Annotated in this window: 17 protein-coding genes; all 17 read left to right on the top strand. The window is 39.8% G+C overall.

All coding sequences use genetic code 11. The features are described from left to right. Nucleotides 1–334: 334 nt before the first annotated feature. The 17 genes from murA to glyA all read left to right on the top strand — a co-directional run bounded on the left by murA (nt 335) and on the right by glyA (nt 17,722). Nucleotides 335–1,621, top strand: a complete 1,287-nt coding sequence (gene murA, locus HNP81_RS15350) for a UDP-N-acetylglucosamine 1-carboxyvinyltransferase (protein ID WP_182503193.1) — start codon at nt 335–337, stop codon at nt 1,619–1,621. A 95-nt stretch (nt 1,622–1,716) separates the two neighbouring features. Then, nucleotides 1,717–2,679: a class II fructose-bisphosphatase gene (glpX, locus tag HNP81_RS15345; RefSeq protein ID WP_028393421.1), complete on the top strand. Its 963-nt coding sequence runs from the start codon at nt 1,717–1,719 to the stop codon at nt 2,677–2,679. A 333-nt stretch (nt 2,680–3,012) separates the two neighbouring features. Then, nucleotides 3,013–4,293 (top strand): transcription termination factor Rho, encoded by a 1,281-nt coding sequence (gene rho / locus HNP81_RS15340; RefSeq protein ID WP_028393422.1) that lies wholly within the window; start codon nt 3,013–3,015, stop codon nt 4,291–4,293. A 362-nt stretch (nt 4,294–4,655) separates the two neighbouring features. Next, on the top strand, nt 4,656–4,865 hold the full coding sequence (gene rpmE, locus HNP81_RS15335) for a 50S ribosomal protein L31 (protein ID WP_028393423.1): 210 nt from the start codon (nt 4,656–4,658) through the stop codon (nt 4,863–4,865). Between the two features lie 219 nt (nt 4,866–5,084). After that, the gene (locus tag HNP81_RS15330) at nt 5,085–5,702 is read left to right on the top strand and encodes a thymidine kinase (protein WP_028393424.1); all 618 of its coding nucleotides are present in this window, start codon (nt 5,085–5,087) and stop codon (nt 5,700–5,702) included. A 195-nt stretch (nt 5,703–5,897) separates the two neighbouring features. Next, nucleotides 5,898–6,320 (top strand): hypothetical protein, encoded by a 423-nt coding sequence (locus tag HNP81_RS15325; protein WP_182503192.1) that lies wholly within the window; start codon nt 5,898–5,900, stop codon nt 6,318–6,320. A 180-nt stretch (nt 6,321–6,500) separates the two neighbouring features. Next, on the top strand, nt 6,501–7,580 hold the full coding sequence (gene prfA, locus HNP81_RS15320; RefSeq protein WP_182503191.1) for a peptide chain release factor 1: 1,080 nt from the start codon (nt 6,501–6,503) through the stop codon (nt 7,578–7,580). After that, entirely contained in the window at nt 7,573–8,436 is an 864-nt protein-coding gene (prmC, locus tag HNP81_RS15315; protein ID WP_182503190.1) for a peptide chain release factor N(5)-glutamine methyltransferase, read from the top strand. Before prfA ends, prmC begins: the two co-directional genes overlap by 8 nt. Before the next feature lie 483 nt (nt 8,437–8,919). After that, complete coding sequence (spoIIR, locus tag HNP81_RS15310) at nt 8,920–9,909, top strand: stage II sporulation protein R (RefSeq protein ID WP_182503189.1); 990 nt, start codon at nt 8,920–8,922, stop codon at nt 9,907–9,909. Nucleotides 9,910–10,368: 459 nt separating this feature from the next. Continuing rightward, a complete protein-coding gene (locus tag HNP81_RS15305; protein ID WP_028393429.1) occupies nt 10,369–10,803 on the top strand; it encodes a GNAT family N-acetyltransferase in 435 nt (144 codons plus the stop codon). A gap of 185 nt (nt 10,804–10,988) precedes the next feature. Beyond that, entirely contained in the window at nt 10,989–12,035 is a 1,047-nt protein-coding gene (locus HNP81_RS15300; protein ID WP_182503232.1) for an L-threonylcarbamoyladenylate synthase, read from the top strand. Nucleotides 12,036–12,428: 393 nt separating this feature from the next. Next, a complete protein-coding gene (locus tag HNP81_RS15295) occupies nt 12,429–12,983 on the top strand; it encodes a manganese efflux pump MntP (RefSeq protein ID WP_028393431.1) in 555 nt (184 codons plus the stop codon). A 271-nt stretch (nt 12,984–13,254) separates the two neighbouring features. After that, complete coding sequence (locus HNP81_RS15290; RefSeq protein ID WP_028393432.1) at nt 13,255–13,698, top strand: low molecular weight protein arginine phosphatase; 444 nt, start codon at nt 13,255–13,257, stop codon at nt 13,696–13,698. Between the two features lie 25 nt (nt 13,699–13,723). Next, complete coding sequence (locus tag HNP81_RS15285; RefSeq protein ID WP_182503188.1) at nt 13,724–15,022, top strand: methyl-accepting chemotaxis protein; 1,299 nt, start codon at nt 13,724–13,726, stop codon at nt 15,020–15,022. Between the two features lie 79 nt (nt 15,023–15,101). After that, entirely contained in the window at nt 15,102–15,548 is a 447-nt protein-coding gene (rpiB, locus tag HNP81_RS15280; RefSeq protein ID WP_182503187.1) for a ribose 5-phosphate isomerase B, read from the top strand. A gap of 21 nt (nt 15,549–15,569) precedes the next feature. Continuing rightward, entirely contained in the window at nt 15,570–16,148 is a 579-nt protein-coding gene (locus tag HNP81_RS15275; protein WP_182503186.1) for a TIGR01440 family protein, read from the top strand. Between the two features lie 332 nt (nt 16,149–16,480). Continuing rightward, a complete protein-coding gene (gene glyA / locus HNP81_RS15270) occupies nt 16,481–17,722 on the top strand; it encodes a serine hydroxymethyltransferase (RefSeq protein ID WP_182503185.1) in 1,242 nt (413 codons plus the stop codon). Nucleotides 17,723–17,743: the final 21 nt, after the last annotated feature.

The raw sequence follows: 17,743 nt of genomic DNA, 5'->3' as shown, positions 1-17,743 counted from the left end.
TTTTCCACTATCATATAAACTAGAGTGACAATGAAATTACACTTTAGGAGGGTTATTTCAGGAACGTAAAATATTGAAGTGCTAGGAACGATTCTTATATAAAAGGAGATCCGAAGCAAAATATCGGAATGAAAAGCAAAGGTGTAAACGCTTTCTAATAATGAAGCATTTTCGTTCTGGACTAGATCTATCCTTACAAAAAATTAATAAAATTTTGTACATGACTTTTGAATTTTTGTGCAAACTAGTAAAGTGAAAAATATATGTCTATAATGGTAAAATAACCCATTGTTCCTTTGGGTGAGATCTTCACCAGTTTAGAAGGGAGTTCGTTATGGAAAAACTTAAGATTGCGGGTGGGTACCCTTTACAAGGGAGCATTCGAGTAAGCGGAGCTAAGAATAGTGCCGTAGCCCTCATTCCTGCAACAATATTAGCTGATTCTACTGTTACCATTGAAGGGTTACCAGATATATCGGATGTACAAATGTTGAAAGCGCTCCTCGAGGAAATAGGAGGAGAGATTGATTTTCGCGATGGAGAGATGACTGTGGACCCATCAAGAATGGTTTCAATGCCATTGCCAAATGGTAGAGTAAAGAAATTACGTGCTTCTTATTATTTGATGGGGGCCATGCTTGGTAAATTCAAGAAGGCTGTTATCGGTTTGCCAGGTGGGTGTCATCTAGGGCCTCGTCCAATAGACCAGCATATTAAAGGATTTGAAGCACTCGGTGCCCAAGTTACAAATGAGCAAGGGGCGATTTATTTACGAGCGGATGAACTTCGTGGCGCAAAAATTTACTTGGATGTTGTGAGTGTAGGGGCAACGATTAATATTATGCTTGCAGCAGTGCTTGCGAAAGGTCGCACAACCATTGAAAATGCAGCTAAAGAGCCGGAAATCATTGATGTAGCGACATTATTGACAAATATGGGTGCGAAGATTAAAGGGGCAGGTACAGACGTTATTCGAATTGATGGCGTTGAAAAGCTAAACGGGTGCAGACATACCATTATTCCTGATCGAATTGAAGCAGGCACGTTTATGATAATGGCTGCAGCGGTTGGAAAAGGTATAATAATTGATAATGTCATAGCACAACATGTAGAATCTTTGATTGCTAAATTACGGGAAATGGGTGTAAATATAGAAACAGGAGATGATCAAATCTTCGTGTCCCCTGGATCATTTCCATTAAAGTCTGTCGATATTAAAACGCTCGTCTATCCTGGATTCCCCACAGACCTTCAACAGCCTTTTACTTCATTATTAACGAAAACAACTGGCTCAAGTATGGTTACAGACACGATTTACGGTGCGCGCTTTAAACATATTGATGAACTCCGCAGAATGAATGCAACCATTAAAGTTGAGGGACGTGCGGCCATTATAAATGGACCTGTTCAACTTCAAGGTGCGAAAGTAAAGGCGAGTGATTTGCGCGCTGGGGCAGCTCTTGTTATTGCTGGTCTTATGGCAGAAGGTATCACGGAAATAACAGGTCTTGAACATATCGACCGAGGCTACAGCCACCTTGTTGAGAAATTATCAGGACTTGGTGCAACGATTTGGCGCGAGGAAATGACTGTAGAAGAAATTGAACAGTTTAAAGATTAACTACTTCCTTAATTTTCAATGTGTTACATCACTTGAATAATGTGTTATACTATTTTAAATAAATAACATGTTAGTAACACTAAGGGGGAAACGCAATGGAAAGAAGCTTATCAATGGAACTCGTTCGCGTGACAGAAGGAGCGGCATTGGAATCAGCCCGCTGGATGGGTAGAGGCTTGAAAATGGAAGCGGATGATGCAGCCACAACTGCGATGCGAGATGTATTTGATACCGTTCCGATGAAAGGGACAGTTGTCATCGGTGAAGGAGAGATGGATGAAGCTCCTATGCTATACATCGGGGAGAAGCTTGGGACAGGCTATGGACCTCGAGTAGATGTAGCGGTAGACCCTTTAGAAGGAACGAATATTGTTGCATCTGGTGGCTGGAATGCTCTTGCCGTTTTAGCAGTCGCAGATCATGGTAATTTACTACACGCGCCTGATATGTATATGGAAAAAATCGCTGTTGGTCCAGAAGCGGTTGGATTAATTGATATCAATGCCTCGGTTCTTGATAACTTAAAGGCTGTCGCAAAAGCGAAGAATAAAAACATTGAAGATGTTGTAGCAACGGTGTTAAACCGAGAGCGACATAGAAGAATTATTCAAGAATTACGTGATGCGGGAGCGAGAATTAAGTTAATTAATGATGGCGATGTAGCTGGAGCTATCAATACAGCATTTGATCATACTGGCGTTGATATTTTATTTGGAAGCGGTGGAGCACCTGAAGGCGTCATTTCAGCTGTTGCCTTAAAATGCCTTGGTGGAGAAATTCAAGGGAAACTGCTTCCGCAAAATGATGAAGAAGCTGAACGCTGTATGAAAATGGGGATTGATGTCAAAGCTGTGTTAAGAATGGAAGACCTTGTTCGTGGTGACGATGCAATATTTGCTGCAACAGGCGTCACGGATGGAGAATTATTAAAAGGTGTCCAATTCAAAGGAAATTATGGCGAAACTCATTCAGTTGTCATGCGAGCAAAATCTGGCACAGTCCGCTTTGTTGAAGGGCGTCATAGCTTGAAAAAGAAACCAAACTTAGTCATGCGTTAACCCATTCTACCTCGTGGATTTTAGAAATTCTTCAATAAAAGCGGGCGGTATTCACTGCTCGCTTTCTCTGTAAAAAAATTTAAGTTGATTAATTAAAATAAAGAAAGTACAATAAGGGTTGTTTTTATAAATAAAAATATTTTAGATTAAATCAACTGCTTTTTTAATACTCCAAATTTATGAGCCTTCTATATTATTCTTCTTTACAAGTAAAGATGTCATTCATTATCTTCTAGCAAAAAGGATACTCTCCCTATTGCCATTTATTAACCATTCATGTTATCTATGTATGATATGGATGTAACCGTTAATTATATAAAGTGTGGTGCCAAAATGAATTTAACTATTTCGAATTTAGAAAACATGAAATTAAAAGATTTGTACGAGCATGCTCGCGAGTACAAAGTATCGTATTACAGCAAGCTTTCCAAAAAAGAACTAATCTTTGCGATATTAAAAGCACAGGCTGAGCAAGATGGATTATTATTCATGGAAGGTGTGCTTGAAATTATCCCATCTGAGGGATTTGGCTTCTTACGTCCGATTAACTACTCACCAAGTTCTGAAGATATTTACATTTCCGCTTCACAAATTCGTCGGTTTGATCTAAGAAATGGTGATAAAGTATCAGGTAAAGTACGACCTCCAAAAGAAAATGAGCGTTATTATGGTTTGCTTCATGTTGAAGCAGTCAACGGTGACAACCCAGAATCGGCAAAAGAACGTGTGCATTTCCCTGGCTTGACTCCGTTATATCCAGATCGCCAAGTCAAACTGGAAACGGTTCCGAAATACTTATCTACTCGAATTATGGATGTGCTTGCTCCTGTGGGGTTTGGTCAACGTGGTTTGATAGTTGCTCCGCCAAAAGCGGGTAAAACGATGCTAATTAAAGAAATTGCAAATTCAATTACAACGAATCACCCAGAAGCAGAATTAATTGTGCTTTTAATTGATGAGCGACCTGAAGAGGTAACTGATATTGAACGTTCAGTTGCTGGTGATGTAGTAAGCTCAACGTTTGATGAAGTACCTGAAAACCACATAAAAGTGGCAGAATTAGTTCTTGAACGCGCAATGCGACTTGTGGAACATAAACGCGATGTAATCATCCTGATGGATAGTATTACCCGTCTTGCCCGAGCTTATAACCTGGTGATTCCACCGAGTGGACGTACTCTTTCAGGTGGAATTGATCCGGCGGCATTCCATCGACCAAAGCGATTCTTTGGTGCAGCGCGTAATATTGAAGAAGGTGGAAGTTTGACCATTCTTGCAACGGCGCTTGTTGATACAGGTTCGCGTATGGATGATGTCATTTATGAAGAATTTAAAGGTACAGGAAATATGGAGCTTCATCTGGATCGTACTTTAGCTGAGAGAAGAATCTTCCCAGCGATTGATATTAGACGTTCTGGAACACGGAAGGAAGAATTGTTAATTCCGAAAGATCGCCTTGATAAGTTATGGGCAATCCGCAAAACAATGTCAGACTCACCGGATTTCGTAGAGAAATTCCTGCGACGTTTAAAGCAAACGAAGAGCAATGAAGAATTTTTCGGTAAGTTGGAAGAAGAAATGAAAAAAGGTTTGGCGGCATCTAAGCGTTCTTAAAAACTAGGCTATGTTAAAGTGTGTTGTTGATTTTGGCACTATGTTGATTGGAGCGGAAAGCGAACGCTTCTCGTTGCAATCAACAGGCAAGTTTAACAGAGCCAAATATTAAGCAGTGATTCATATCGTCTAGGGGTTGCTAACTAGATGGGATACGTTAACATCAACGTTCCTAGGCAGATGTCTTGTTTTAGATGCAGATTACGTTGCTTTTAGTAAAATGTAACAAGTAGTTGCATATCTCGACTACAGTTGTTATAATAAGTGCATGTGTTTTTACAATTTATGTGAGGGTTACTTCTCTTCGCATTGAAGTTATAACTCTGTTTCAGAATGATTCAGGGCAGAAGGAGCTGAAAAGAATGAAAGCTGGAATCCATCCAAATTATAAACTTGCAAAAGTTATTTGCTCTTGCGGGAATACATTTGAAACTGGTTCAATCAAAGAAGAAATTAAAGTTGAGACTTGTTCAGAATGTCATCCATTCTACACTGGTCGTCAAAAATTCGCTGAAGCTGGCGGACGTGTTGACCGTTTCAACAAAAAATACGGTCTTAAATCACAACAATAGTAATAATGAAAACTTCCGAAACAGGCAAGTGCATGTCCTTGCCTGTTTTTTTTATCGTAAATTAATGGTATTTTTACTAAGATTGCCTGAAATAAGGCGTTATTATAAGAGTTGTTCAAGAAAGTAAATTAGGTTTTTAGACCAAGGATCAGGACGAATTGATAATGAGAAATTGGTCGGAAGAAAGGGTAATAGCTGGAAAGGGGAGTGACTGTTTCAATGTATGAAATGAAACAATCTGGCTGGATTGAGATGATTTGCGGTAGTATGTTTTCAGGGAAATCGGAGGAATTAATTAAAAGAGTCAGCCGAGCTCAATTTGCGAAACAGAGCATTGCTGTTTTCAAACCTGTTATTGATAATCGCTATGCGGAAGAAGCTGTTGTGTCTCATAATGGATCGTCTGTTATGGCAAAACCGATTTCGCATTCTACTGAGATTTTTAATTATCTCAATAAAAAAATAGATATTATTGCGATTGATGAGGTACAATTTTTTGATGAAGAAATTGTAGAAGTTGCCCAGCATCTTGCGGATAGCGGTTATCGGGTCATTTTAGCTGGATTGGATCAGGACTTTCGTGGCGAGCCATTCGGGTCTGTACCGGTTTTAATGGCATTAGCAGAGTCAGTCACGAAGCTTCAAGCTGTTTGCGCGGTTTGCGGATCAGCAGCAAGTAGAACTCAAAGGCTTGTCAATGGACTTCCAGCTGCCTATGATCAGCCGATCATACTCGTTGGAGCATCGGAAGCATATGAGCCTAGATGTAGACATCATCATATGGTGCCTGGAAAGTCAGAGAAGATGAAACGAATCGTCAAGAATTATGCAGAATAATGAAGAAATAGTCCGGAGGGTCTGACCTTACACTCTATAGATCGTTTAAGTGCCATCTTCACGCCATAAACGATCTATAGTAGTTGTTTTTAGTCTGGCCCTTTTTCGTCATTTATTTTCGCCTATGTTTTGCGTTTAATATGGGAAGCCTATTATTAAGCCTTATAAAGGGCGTGATTAAAAGGAGGGTTCCATATGAAAACAGTTTGGTCTTTCGTAATTATTGCGTTATTAACAGGTTGTAATGGTTTGACGAACAACGCAGGTGACAAAAATAATGTGAACGAAGATGCTTCAAGTAATCTGAAAAAGGTAACGAGTGATAGGGGGCACTATAGTAATCAGCCTGCTGATCAGTTGTTGAATACCCCATACAGTGTATCGAATACAGCCACTTCTGATGGCGCTGACATTGAGCACGCTCGTAAAACCGTTGAGGTAGAGACAGGTTATGATGCAACGGGTGTCCAGGTAAATGGACTTTCAATGGTTGTGACCATTGAAGATCATGGGAAAATAAAAACAGAATCGGAATGGAAGAAGGAGAAGAAACGTATTTATCGTCTATTGAGTCAAGCTTTGCCGCGTTATCATATCGATGTAAAGCGAGAACATTAATGTAAGATGTCCGATTCAAGCATCCTTCATCCGATTGTCTTTGACGTTGATTATTATCCTATACTATAATTAACATGAAATGGATAGGCTGAAAGTTAAAGAGATAAATCAATGGATAGTGTGCTCCGTAGCGAAAGGGTCAAATCCTTTTGTGGAACATCCTTCTTATGAAATTATGAGGTGAACAGAGTGTTTGATCGACTACAGGCAGTTGAGGATAGATATGAACGATTAAATGAATTATTAAGTGATCCTGCAGTGATCAATGATTCCAATAAGCTTAGAGAATACTCGAAGGAACAATCGGATATTCAAGATACCGCTATTACGTATAAGGAATATAAAGTAATTCGGGAACAATATCAAGAAGCGAAAGCGATGCTTGAGGAAAAGCTTGATGCAGATATGAAAGAAATGGTTAAAGAAGAGTTGAACGAACTTGAATCCAATATCGAGGAGTTGGAAGCTCGATTAAAAATTCTTCTTATTCCTAAAGATCCAAACGACAATAAGAACGTAATCATGGAAATTCGCGGTGCAGCTGGTGGGGATGAAGCAGCGTTATTTGCTGGAAGTCTATATCGGATGTATAGCCGTTATGCTGAGATGCAAGGTTGGAAAACGGAAGTTATTGAAGCGAATGCAACGGGGTTAGGCGGTTATAAGGAAATCATCTTTATGATTAACGGGAACGGTGCATATTCTAAATTGAAATTTGAAAATGGTGCACACCGTGTTCAACGAGTTCCTGAAACAGAGTCAGGTGGTCGAATTCATACGTCAACAGCTACGGTAGCTGTATTGCCTGAAACTGAAGAAGTTGAAATTGAAATCCATGAAAAAGATATACGGGTTGACACTTTTGCTTCTAGTGGACCTGGTGGACAAAGTGTAAATACAACGATGTCTGCTGTTCGATTAACGCATCTTCCTACCAATACGGTTGTTTCGTGTCAGGACGAAAAATCACAGATTAAAAATAAAGAAAAAGCTATGAAGGTTTTGCGTGCTCGTGTGTATGATAAAATTAATCGGGAAATTCAAGCTGAATACGATCAAAACCGTAAGTTGGCAGTTGGAACGGGCGACCGATCAGAGCGAATTCGAACATATAACTTCCCGCAAAATCGTGTGACAGATCATCGAATTGGTTTGACAATTCAGAAGCTTGATCAAATAGTAGAAGGTAAGCTTGATGATATAATTGATGCATTAATTGTAGAGGATCAATCCTCCAAGCTGCAAAATGCGGATGATTAAGTCGTTCAAAGTATATGAAGCCCTGAATTGGGCTTCTTCTTTTCTGATGGAGCATAATCGGGATAGGAATGCAGGGGAGATTTTACTGCAACATTACCTTGGAGTAAATCGATCACAGCTGCTTGCGAGATTACATGACGAACTTCCTGAACAAATAAGCTCGACATTCATACAATCTGTGGAAAAACATGTGAAGGGAACACCGGTTCAATATATGACTGGGTCTGAGGAGTTTTACGGCAGAACGTTTACGGTGAATGAAGAAGTTCTGATCCCTAGACCGGAAACAGAAGAATTAATTGAACATGCACTTTTGAAAATTAAAAAACTCTTTCCTGTAGAGCGGCCGCTTGAGCTTGTAGATATTGGAACAGGAAGCGGTGCAATTGCTATTACGATGAAGCTTGAATGTCCCAAATTGCTTGTGACGGCTACAGATATCGCAAATCCATCATTGGAAGTTGCTAAGGCGAATGGAAAAGCTTTAGCGGCAGAGGTTGAGTGGGTCCAAGGAGATTTATTAAAGCCGTTTATTGCAAAGGGACAAACGTTTGATATTCTACTTTCCAACCCACCCTATATTCCAATTGCCGACAAAGCCACGATGTCAGTCGTTGTAACCGAGCATGAACCACATCGTGCCTTATTTGCGGGGGAGGATGGTTTAGAATTTTATCGTCGGTTTATGGAGGAGCTACCTCTTGTTATGAAAAAACCAGGACTGATCGGCTTTGAATTTGGTGCAGGACAAGGAAGTGCTGTTGCTGAAATTTTGCAGAAAGCTTTCCCTGAAGCGGTGGTCAGTGTTGAATACGATATTAATGGCAAGGATCGTATGGTTTTTGCTGAACTTTAAGAAAAACAAAAGTAATGACTTTAAGTAGGAGGGCTCTAAAAGCGAGGATTCGAAGCGTCAGCCCCTTATCTATTCCTACCAATTTAAGACCAGCTTAGCGCCGTTTGGGTGTGAACTGGTCTTTTTTTTGTATGAAGGACATGGGGGCGGGGCTTCGCGACTTACTAATATAGCCAATCTATTTATCCCGCATTAACGGGCAGTAACCCCCAACCTCAAGGCTGGGAGGAATCCGAGGAGCATGGGGGGGGGGATGAAGAAAGCTCCGCTGATTTTATTGAGAAAGCATCCAATATTCCGGTTCTACACCGCCACCATTGAGATTAGGCGAGTGTAGCGTGCTACAGGATGTAACGTTATGTATGGACTATGATTCTAGTATACTTCTAAAATATTTAATAAAGGAATGCTTATTTTTTTAGATATATAGTTTAAGACAGCCCCTTTCTGGCGACACTATTTTTGTGAGGGGAGAGGAAGAAGATGAGAAAAAATTTAGCAATTATCTATCTATTAATTTTAACAATTGGAACAATCGTTAGTTTATATATGCCTAAAGTGGCGGCAACAGTTGAGGAAACTGAAATGATACCTGATGAAGCGATTCGATTAAGGATTCTTGCTAACAGTGATTTAGAGGCAGATCAAGCAGTTAAGCGACTCATTCGTGATGAAGTAAATAAGGAAATAACGTTATGGGTTGAAGATTTAACATCCTTGGACGAAGCAAGAGCAATCATTTCGTCTAACATTCCAAAAATCGAGGAAATTGCAGAAAGAATAATAGCTGAAAAAGGTTTGGATCAAGCAGTTTCGGTGAAATTCGGTAAAGCTGAATTCCCAACAAAGTTGTATGGCCAATATTTATATCCGGCTGGCGAATACGAGGCAATTGTCGTTACACTTGGAGCGGGTGAAGGAGCTAATTGGTGGTGTGTATTATTTCCTCCCTTATGCTTTCTTGATTTTTCAAATGGAACAGCGGTAAGTCAGACGCCTTTTGAAGAGGGGATAGAAGAACCAAATGGTCCTGTTGAAAAAGAAATAGAGAGTTCAGTTAAGGAGAAAGAAGTAATAAAGGTTCCTGTTGAAGAGAAGGAAGAAACTGAGATTTCTTTTGAAGAGAAAAAAGAAACAGAGAGTTCAGTCGAGGAGAAAGAAGTAATAGAGAATCCTGTTGAAGAGAAAAAGGAAGCAGAGAGTTCAGTTGAGGAGAAAGAAGTAATAGAGAATCCTGTTGAAGAGAAAAAGGAAGCAGAGAGTTCGGTTGAGAAGAAAGAAGAAACCCAAACTCCGATCGATGTTCAAGTGGGATCACAGAGTCCTCTGGATGATAGAGAAGAATTAGAGGAGCAGTCTGTTTTAAATCAAGATCAAGTAGCTGTACAGCAGGAATCCGTCTACAATGGGCAAGAAGAAGAGCCGATTATCGTAAAATCTTTTTTTGCAGAGCTATTCTCTCAGTTGTTTTGATAAATGAAGGACATGGGGACGGGGCTTCGCGACTTAATAATATAGCCAATCTACTTAGCGGGATATTACTGATTTTATCGAGAAAACATCCAAAATTCCGGCTCCGCCCCGCTACCATTGAAATTGGGCGAGTGTAGCGTGCTTCATGATAGATCCTTCATGGTAAATGGTGGCGTTTTGTATGAAAGGATAGAGATGGTGCTTCTATAGCGTAAACAGTGTTGGTAATGAAACTACGCTAAACTCTTCTGTTATGGAAGTAGGTTTTGTTACATATGAAATATCTATCTCGCATTAATGCTTATCTCTCCACTGATGGAAGTTTCATTTAATGTGGATAACTTGATTTTCTGACTGTATTTTGCGCAAATGGCCAAGTCGTTTTTGATATTGTTCTTAATCGAAGTTCTAGTTTAGGTTTTCTATCATATACCTAGTAAAAACTAGAGGAGCGATTATATGGTAGCATTCTATCAAGTAAGTGAAATGGATATTCCAGAATTGGCACGGTTTTTATCGGAAGCTGATGTAGGAGAAGTAGATTTACAAATGTACTATCAGTATTTTATAGTCGCTAGACACGAAGAAGGTGAGATTGTAGGAACGATTGGATTAATCCCTATTAAGAATTCTGGCTTGCTAAGATCTTTTGTGGTTACACCTGATTTTCCTGCAGAAAAAATATCCGAGCTCATCCAATATATGTTGCTTGCGGCTAAAAGTCGCGAATTAGCGTCGATCTATCTTGTGACAGAGAAACAAAGTTCGCTCGCGTTTTTTGAAGCGTTTGGTTTTGAAAGAAAAGTGGACATCGAAGAAGAAATAAAAAGTTCTCCACATGTGGAAAAGTTAATCCAACAGAAAAATCGTTGGTTAATGCAGAAAATTCTTTGAATTCATCAACATATTCACAAAGTTATTCACAAATAAGCAAGCGTTATCCACAAATTGTGGATAACGCTTGTTTTATTTACAGTCATCTTTTATACTTTCAAAGTAACTTTTTAATAAAAGGTGAAATAATAAGAGTTTTTTTAAGAAAAATAGAACATAATGTAAAAAAGGCGAAGGTGTTAATGATGGAAACTAATTTGTGGGTAGTGGATAAAGATGTGGATAAGAAAAAGGGTTATCCACAGTTAGCAGAAGCAGCCCGTTTACTGGCAAATAATGAGGTTGTGGCTTTCCCAACTGAGACTGTTTATGGTTTAGGAGGAAATGCTAAAAGTGATGAAGCGGTGAAGAGAATATTTGAAGCGAAAGGCCGCCCTAATGATAACCCGTTAATCGTTCATGTCGCATCAATGGAACAGTTAAATGAAATCACGACAGAGATTTCTGAATTAGCAAAGACTTTAATTAAGAAATTCTGGCCAGGTCCTCTCACACTCATTCTTGAAAAAAAAGAAGGAGCTTTACCAAATAGTGTGACAGCGGGTTTGCGAACTGTAGGGGTCAGAATGCCAGATCATCCCGTTGCACTTGAAGTAATCCGTATGAGTGGTGTGCCGATTGCGGCTCCAAGTGCTAATACATCAGGAAAACCGAGCCCAACAACGGCGAAACACGTTTCGGATGACTTAAATGGGAGGATTGCTGGAATAGTCGATGGCGGCTCTACGGGTGTAGGAGTTGAATCGACTGTACTTGATTGTACAGTACCGGTACCTGTCATTCTTAGACCTGGTGGTGTAACAAAAGAAGAACTAGAAGCTGTTATTGGACCTATTAAGGAAGATGCATCGCTTAAAAATCAAGCAGTTACACCGAAGTCACCTGGAATGAAGTATACTCATTATGCGCCGGATGCACCGCTTATTTTAATCGATGGTAAACAGGGATTTTTCCAACAGATAATCGAGCAGTACCAAGCAGTAGGCAAGAAGGTTGCTGTGATGGTGCCAGAAGAGCACAAGCATGATTATCAAGCGGATTATCTTGTTTGTTCAGGTTCTCTGGCTAATTTACATTCAATTGCAGCGAAATTATATGATACATTACGGACATTCAACGATCTAGATGTAGATATTATTTTAGCTGAAGTGTATCCAGAGGCAGGTATAGGCCATGCTATTATGAACCGCTTGCTTAAAGCAGCAGGGCATCAACTAATCAAGGAAGAATAAAGTGAAACTTCAATTAGTGGGGCTTTATCCCCACTGATTGTTAGTCTCGTTCTACTGTTACTAAGATCAAATGAATCACAGACTAAGTGTGCCGCGTCTATGTGTGTAAACTTTACGTCTGCTCGTGCATCGGTAAGTTCCACTGTATCTCACCAATCGCGCTTTTACGGGCGGTTGTCCCCTACCTACACTTCTTCGATTCTTCTAAGCCTCTCTTGACTTTCCGTTAATCCGGGATAATGGATTTGTACAGAAAGTGGTAACTACTTTGTTGTCTTATAAGATGTATAGTAGCTGTTCATTCTCTTTTCAACCCGCTTTCAGCTTTTGTGCTTCTAAGTTCTCTTGGACATGCATAACATGAAGTAGGCACGTCCGGGGGGGTAGGGGAAAGTGAGTATTGTTACGGGAGAGCTGGTCACTTTAATGCTAATGGCATTTGCATTGGGAATGGATGCCTTTTCTGTCGGGCTTGGCATGGGAATGTTTAAGTTAAGGCTTAAACAAATCTTATTCATTGGTTTGACAGTAGGTTTTTTTCATATATGGATGCCTCTGGCAGGTATGACAGCCGGTCGGTTTATTTCAGGACATTTTGGTGTGTTTGCTGTTTACGCTGGCGGAATATTACTTATCGTCCTCGGAATTCAGATGTGTATATCGGGAATACGAGGAGGAGATACCCCACTTCTTGCTCCAGTAGGGAAAGGGTTATTCATCTTTGCGATTAGTGTGAGCTTGGATAGCTTTTCTGTCGGTCTAACTTTGGGAATTTATGGAGCGAAAACACTACTGACGATTCTATGCTTTGGTATTGCGGCTACCTTGCTTACTTGGCTGGGGTTGTTAACAGGAAGGAAAATTCAAGGATTGCTCGGAGTTTACAGTGAAGTGCTGGGCGGAAGCATATTATGTGCTTTCGGTATAAAGCTTCTGCTTTCTTTTTAATCATGAATGATTGTACCGAAGTCAGAAAGAGTTGTTGAAATCTGGCTTTTTTTTTGTTACCTCTTCTTTAAAGAGACGTCTTTTTGTGTAAGACTGTTCGCAATAGATATTAAATATCCCTTTGTCATCTCGAATAAAATGTCAAAATATTGTTCGAATTATCATGGACGTTGATAAGGAAGAAATGGTACTTTTATCATAGAGAATGCAGGAACAAGGTTTTAGAATTAAGAGTGGATCTCTATAATGAAATTGGAGGAGGCGGAATTTAATGATTCGAATATTATTTGTTTGTACCGGGAATACATGCAGAAGCCCTATTGCGGAAGCGATACTAAAAGCCAAGCGACTGTCTGGGGTTGAAGTGAAATCGGCTGGAATATATGCTTCGGTAGGCCATCCAGCCTCATACCATGTACAAAATGTTTTATCTGATCAAAATATTCAACAAAATCATTCATCTACTCTATTAACGAAAACTGAATTGGATTGGGCTACATATATTTTTACGATGACAGAAGGACATAAAGCTATGATAGCATCTTCCTATCCACAATCTTCGGAAAAGACTTTTACATTGAAAGAATTTGTACTTGATGACCCGAATAACATGGATGTTTACGATCCATACGGGGGTTCGAGAGAAATGTACGAGGAAACTTTCATAGAGCTTCAAAGATTAATTGAAGGATTGATTGAGAGAATTGGTAGATAACCGAGGAGGAAGAGGGGACAGGAAATTGGTTGAAAAAAGGAAATATAAGTTTGGCTTGCGAAAGAAAATTGTTATATTCATTACGATTTTAGCGCTTATTACCTATTCTACTAGCGGCGTTTTTCTTTATGGTCTGTACCCGCTCTTTTTTGATGAACAGTTCAACCGAACAACCTTTACGATTTTAACTCTGGCTGGCGGGATTTTTTGGTCGGCTCTACTCGGCTTTTTTGCAGCTGGGTTTATAACGAAATCTCTGCAAAAACTTGAACAAGTTGCTTTAAAAGCGGCACACGGTGATATTTGTGAAGATGTTGAAATATCAAAAACGGATGATGAGATTCGTTCACTAGGCATTGCGTTTAACTATATGCTCTACAATTTAAGAGATATGGTAAAGAAAATTGATGAAAATTTTAAAGAAACGAATGCTAAAGTAGTTTCCATCTCAGCTGAATCATCGAAAGCTGCAGAACAGGCAGAAGCAATTGTAAGAACAATAGAAGAAATTTCACAAGGGGCGGAAAGTTCTGCCGTATCTATTCAGAATACAGCTGAAGCTATGGAAGACATTACTTTAATCGCTGAAGAAGTTCAAAATAAAGCAAACTCTTCTTCAGAAATAGCGCATATTATGGTAGCTGAGCTGACGAAAAGTAAAGAAGTGATTCATTCGCTGGTGACAGGTATACAACAGCTTGCCGAAGAAAACCAAGAATCACTCATAGGAGTAAAACGATTAGAGGAACATGCAAAAAAGGTGGAAAAAATCATTCAGCTTGTTGGGGATATAGCTGCCCAAACGAATTTACTTGCATTAAATGCTTCTATTGAGGCAGCTCGTGCTGGAGAGCATGGATTAGGCTTTGCGGTAGTAGCTGAGGAAGTTCGTCTATTGGCTGATCAAAGTGCTGAAGCTGTTCAAGGGATATCTGTTTTAATTCAGAATATCCAACTTGAGGTGCAGAGTGTTGTAAAACAAATAGACGTGCAAGTTATCTCTGCTAATAGAGGAGCGCAAAAAGGAACAGAATCGAACGAGGCAATTGAAGAAATGACTAGAACAATTCATAATGTCGTAGAAGCTGTTCAAGATATTACAATACTCGTAAGCCGTCAAATGGAAGGTATCCAAGACACATCACACCAATCTCAAGAAGTAGCGGCCATTGCTGAAGAAACATCTGCTGGTGCAGAGGAGGTAACAGCCGCTACCCAAGATCAAACGAAAGTAATCGAAAATGTGGACCGGCTAGCGATTGAATTAAAAGAACAAGCAGAACAACTCAAACAGACGATCACTCGCTTTCGCGTAAGGGTCTGACCCCTCCGTTTCTTAAAGATTCTTTATCTTTTCATTCATTTGTGACACAATAAAATAAAAAATCCTGGGGAGGGTTACAATGAAAATAGCAATCACATCAGACCACGGTGGAATAGTAATCCGCGAAGAAATAAAAAAGTTAATGGACGAGCTTGGCATTCCTTATGATGATTTTGGCTGTACGTGTCAATCGTCTGTAGATTACCCGGATTACGCACTCCCTGTAGCAGAAAAGGTAGCAAATGGAGAATATGATAAAGGTATTTTGATTTGCGGAACTGGAATTGGTATGAGTATCGCTGCAAACAAGGTAAAGGGGATTCGTTGTGCGCTTGTGCATGACGTATATAGCGCGAAGTTGACTCGTCAGCACAATGATAGCAATATGCTTGCGATGGGAGAACGTGTCATTGGCCCAGGTCTTGCCCGTTCTATTGCTCAAGCATGGTTGACTGAAGAATTCGAAGGTGGTCGTCATGCGAATCGAATCGGAAAAATTTCTGAGTATGAGAACAAAAACGTATAATTCTGAAAGGAAGCGTATTTCATGGCATATGAAGAATTAGAGTTGATCAGAAGTCAATTCAGAACTTTGCTTGCAGAATTTCAACAAGTGGTAGGATTGTCAGAAAAGCAGATGCTTGTCATAGGTTGTAGCACAAGCGAAGTTATCGGCAAAAAGATTGGAACAGAAGGTACGCTAGATGTAGCAAATATGCTCTTCGCTGAATTACAATTATTTCAGAAAAAAACGGGAGTTCAACTTGCTTTTCAATGCTGTGAGCATCTAAATAGAGCACTCGTTTTAGATAAAGAGTATGCAGATTCACGAAGATATGAGGAAGTAGCAGTAGTTCCAATTAGAAAAGCTGGTGGAGCAATGGCTACAACTGCATATCAGAAACTAGCAAATCCTGTGGTTGTTGAATATATTCAGGCAGATGCTGGCATTGATATCGGAGATACTTTTATCGGAATGCATCTTAAACATGTAGTAGTCCCGATTCGCTCCTCGGTAAAGGAAATTGGAAATGCGCATGTCACACTCGCTACAACTCGACCAAAACTAATTGGCGGCGAACGTGCTGTTTATACTAATACTTCAGAAAACCAAAGCTGTTTATAAAGTGAAACTTCCATCAGTGGGGTTTTTTTCATCACCCACTGATGGTTAGTTAAACCAATCGGGGATTTACAGTCTGTTAAACCGGGATAAAACGAGTAAAGCTTCTCTTAAATGAGAAGTATTTTTTGTTAGAAATACGAATTACACGAACGATTCCCTAAAAAAAAAACTTAATGTTCGATAAATCTAAATAGTTACACTTCCGCTTACTTATTGAACATGGTAAAATGAAAGAGATATTTTTCGAATTAGTAGTTAAGTAGATTAGATGTTGGTATCAACCATTAATCTGCGATACATACTGAAAATCACGTATTAAGAGGAGGATTACGATGAACCGTTTAGCGAATCAAGATGAGCAGGTTTTTAAAGCTATTCAAGAAGAATTAGGTCGCCAAAGAAGCAAGATTGAACTGATTGCTTCAGAGAACTTTGTCAGTGAAGCTGTTATGGAAGCCCAAGGCTCTGTACTCACGAATAAATATGCAGAAGGGTACCCGGGTAAACGCTACTATGGTGGATGTGAACATGTGGATGTTGTCGAAGATTTAGCTCGTGATCGCGCGAAAGAAATCTTTGGTGCCGAACATGTAAACGTTCAGCCGCATTCTGGTGCGCAAGCGAACATGGCTGTTTATTTCACGATTCTTGAGCCTGGAGACACGGTGCTTGGTATGAATCTTTCTCACGGTGGCCATTTAACGCACGGAAGCCCCGTGAACTTTAGTGGTGTTCAATACAATTTTGTTGAGTATGGTGTAGATCAAGAAAGCCATTTGATTAATTATGAAGATGTGCGTGAGAAGGCTCGTCAACACAAGCCGAAATTAATCGTCGCTGGAGCGAGCGCCTATCCGCGTGCTATTGATTTCAAACGCTTTAAAGAAATTGCTGATGAAGTTGGTGCGTATTTGATGGTCGACATGGCTCATATTGCTGGGCTAGTTGCAGCTGGGTTACATGAAAGTCCGGTCCCTTACGCTGATTTTGTTACAACAACGACTCATAAAACATTACGTGGACCTCGCGGTGGGATGATTCTTTGTAAAGAAGAATTTGCGAAAAAGATTGATAAATCAATCTTCCCAGGAATTCAAGGTGGGCCGTTAATGCATGTGATTGCGGCGAAAGCTGTTGCTTTTGGAGAAGCACTGCAAGCCGAATTTAAGGAATACGGAAAGCGAATTATTGAAAATGCACAACGCCTCGGTGACGCTTTGAAAAAAGAAGGAATCCAGCTTGTGTCAGATGGAACGGATAACCATTTACTATTGATTGATGTCCGTTCAGTTGGATTGACTGGTAAAGTGGCTGAAAAAGCGTTGGATGATATTGGAATCACAGTAAATAAAAATACTATTCCGTTCGATCCTGAAAGCCCATTTGTAACAAGCGGAGTTCGAATTGGGACTGCGGCAGTGACTTCCCGTGGATTTAGCTTAGAAGACATGGATGAAATTGCTTCAATTATTGGATTGGTTCTAAAAAATGTAGATAACGAAGCAAAATTGGAAGAAGCGAAACAACGAGTGGAAGCTCTTTCTGGAAAATATACTTTATATCCATCTTTATAATCAATAAAGAGGCAGTCTAAA

The organism is Peribacillus huizhouensis, assembly GCF_014138605.1.
Lineage (GTDB): Bacteria > Bacillota > Bacilli > Bacillales > DSM-1321 > Peribacillus > Peribacillus huizhouensis.
Note: the sequence above shows the minus strand (reverse complement) of the source record. Positions and strands in the feature narration are given on the sequence as shown.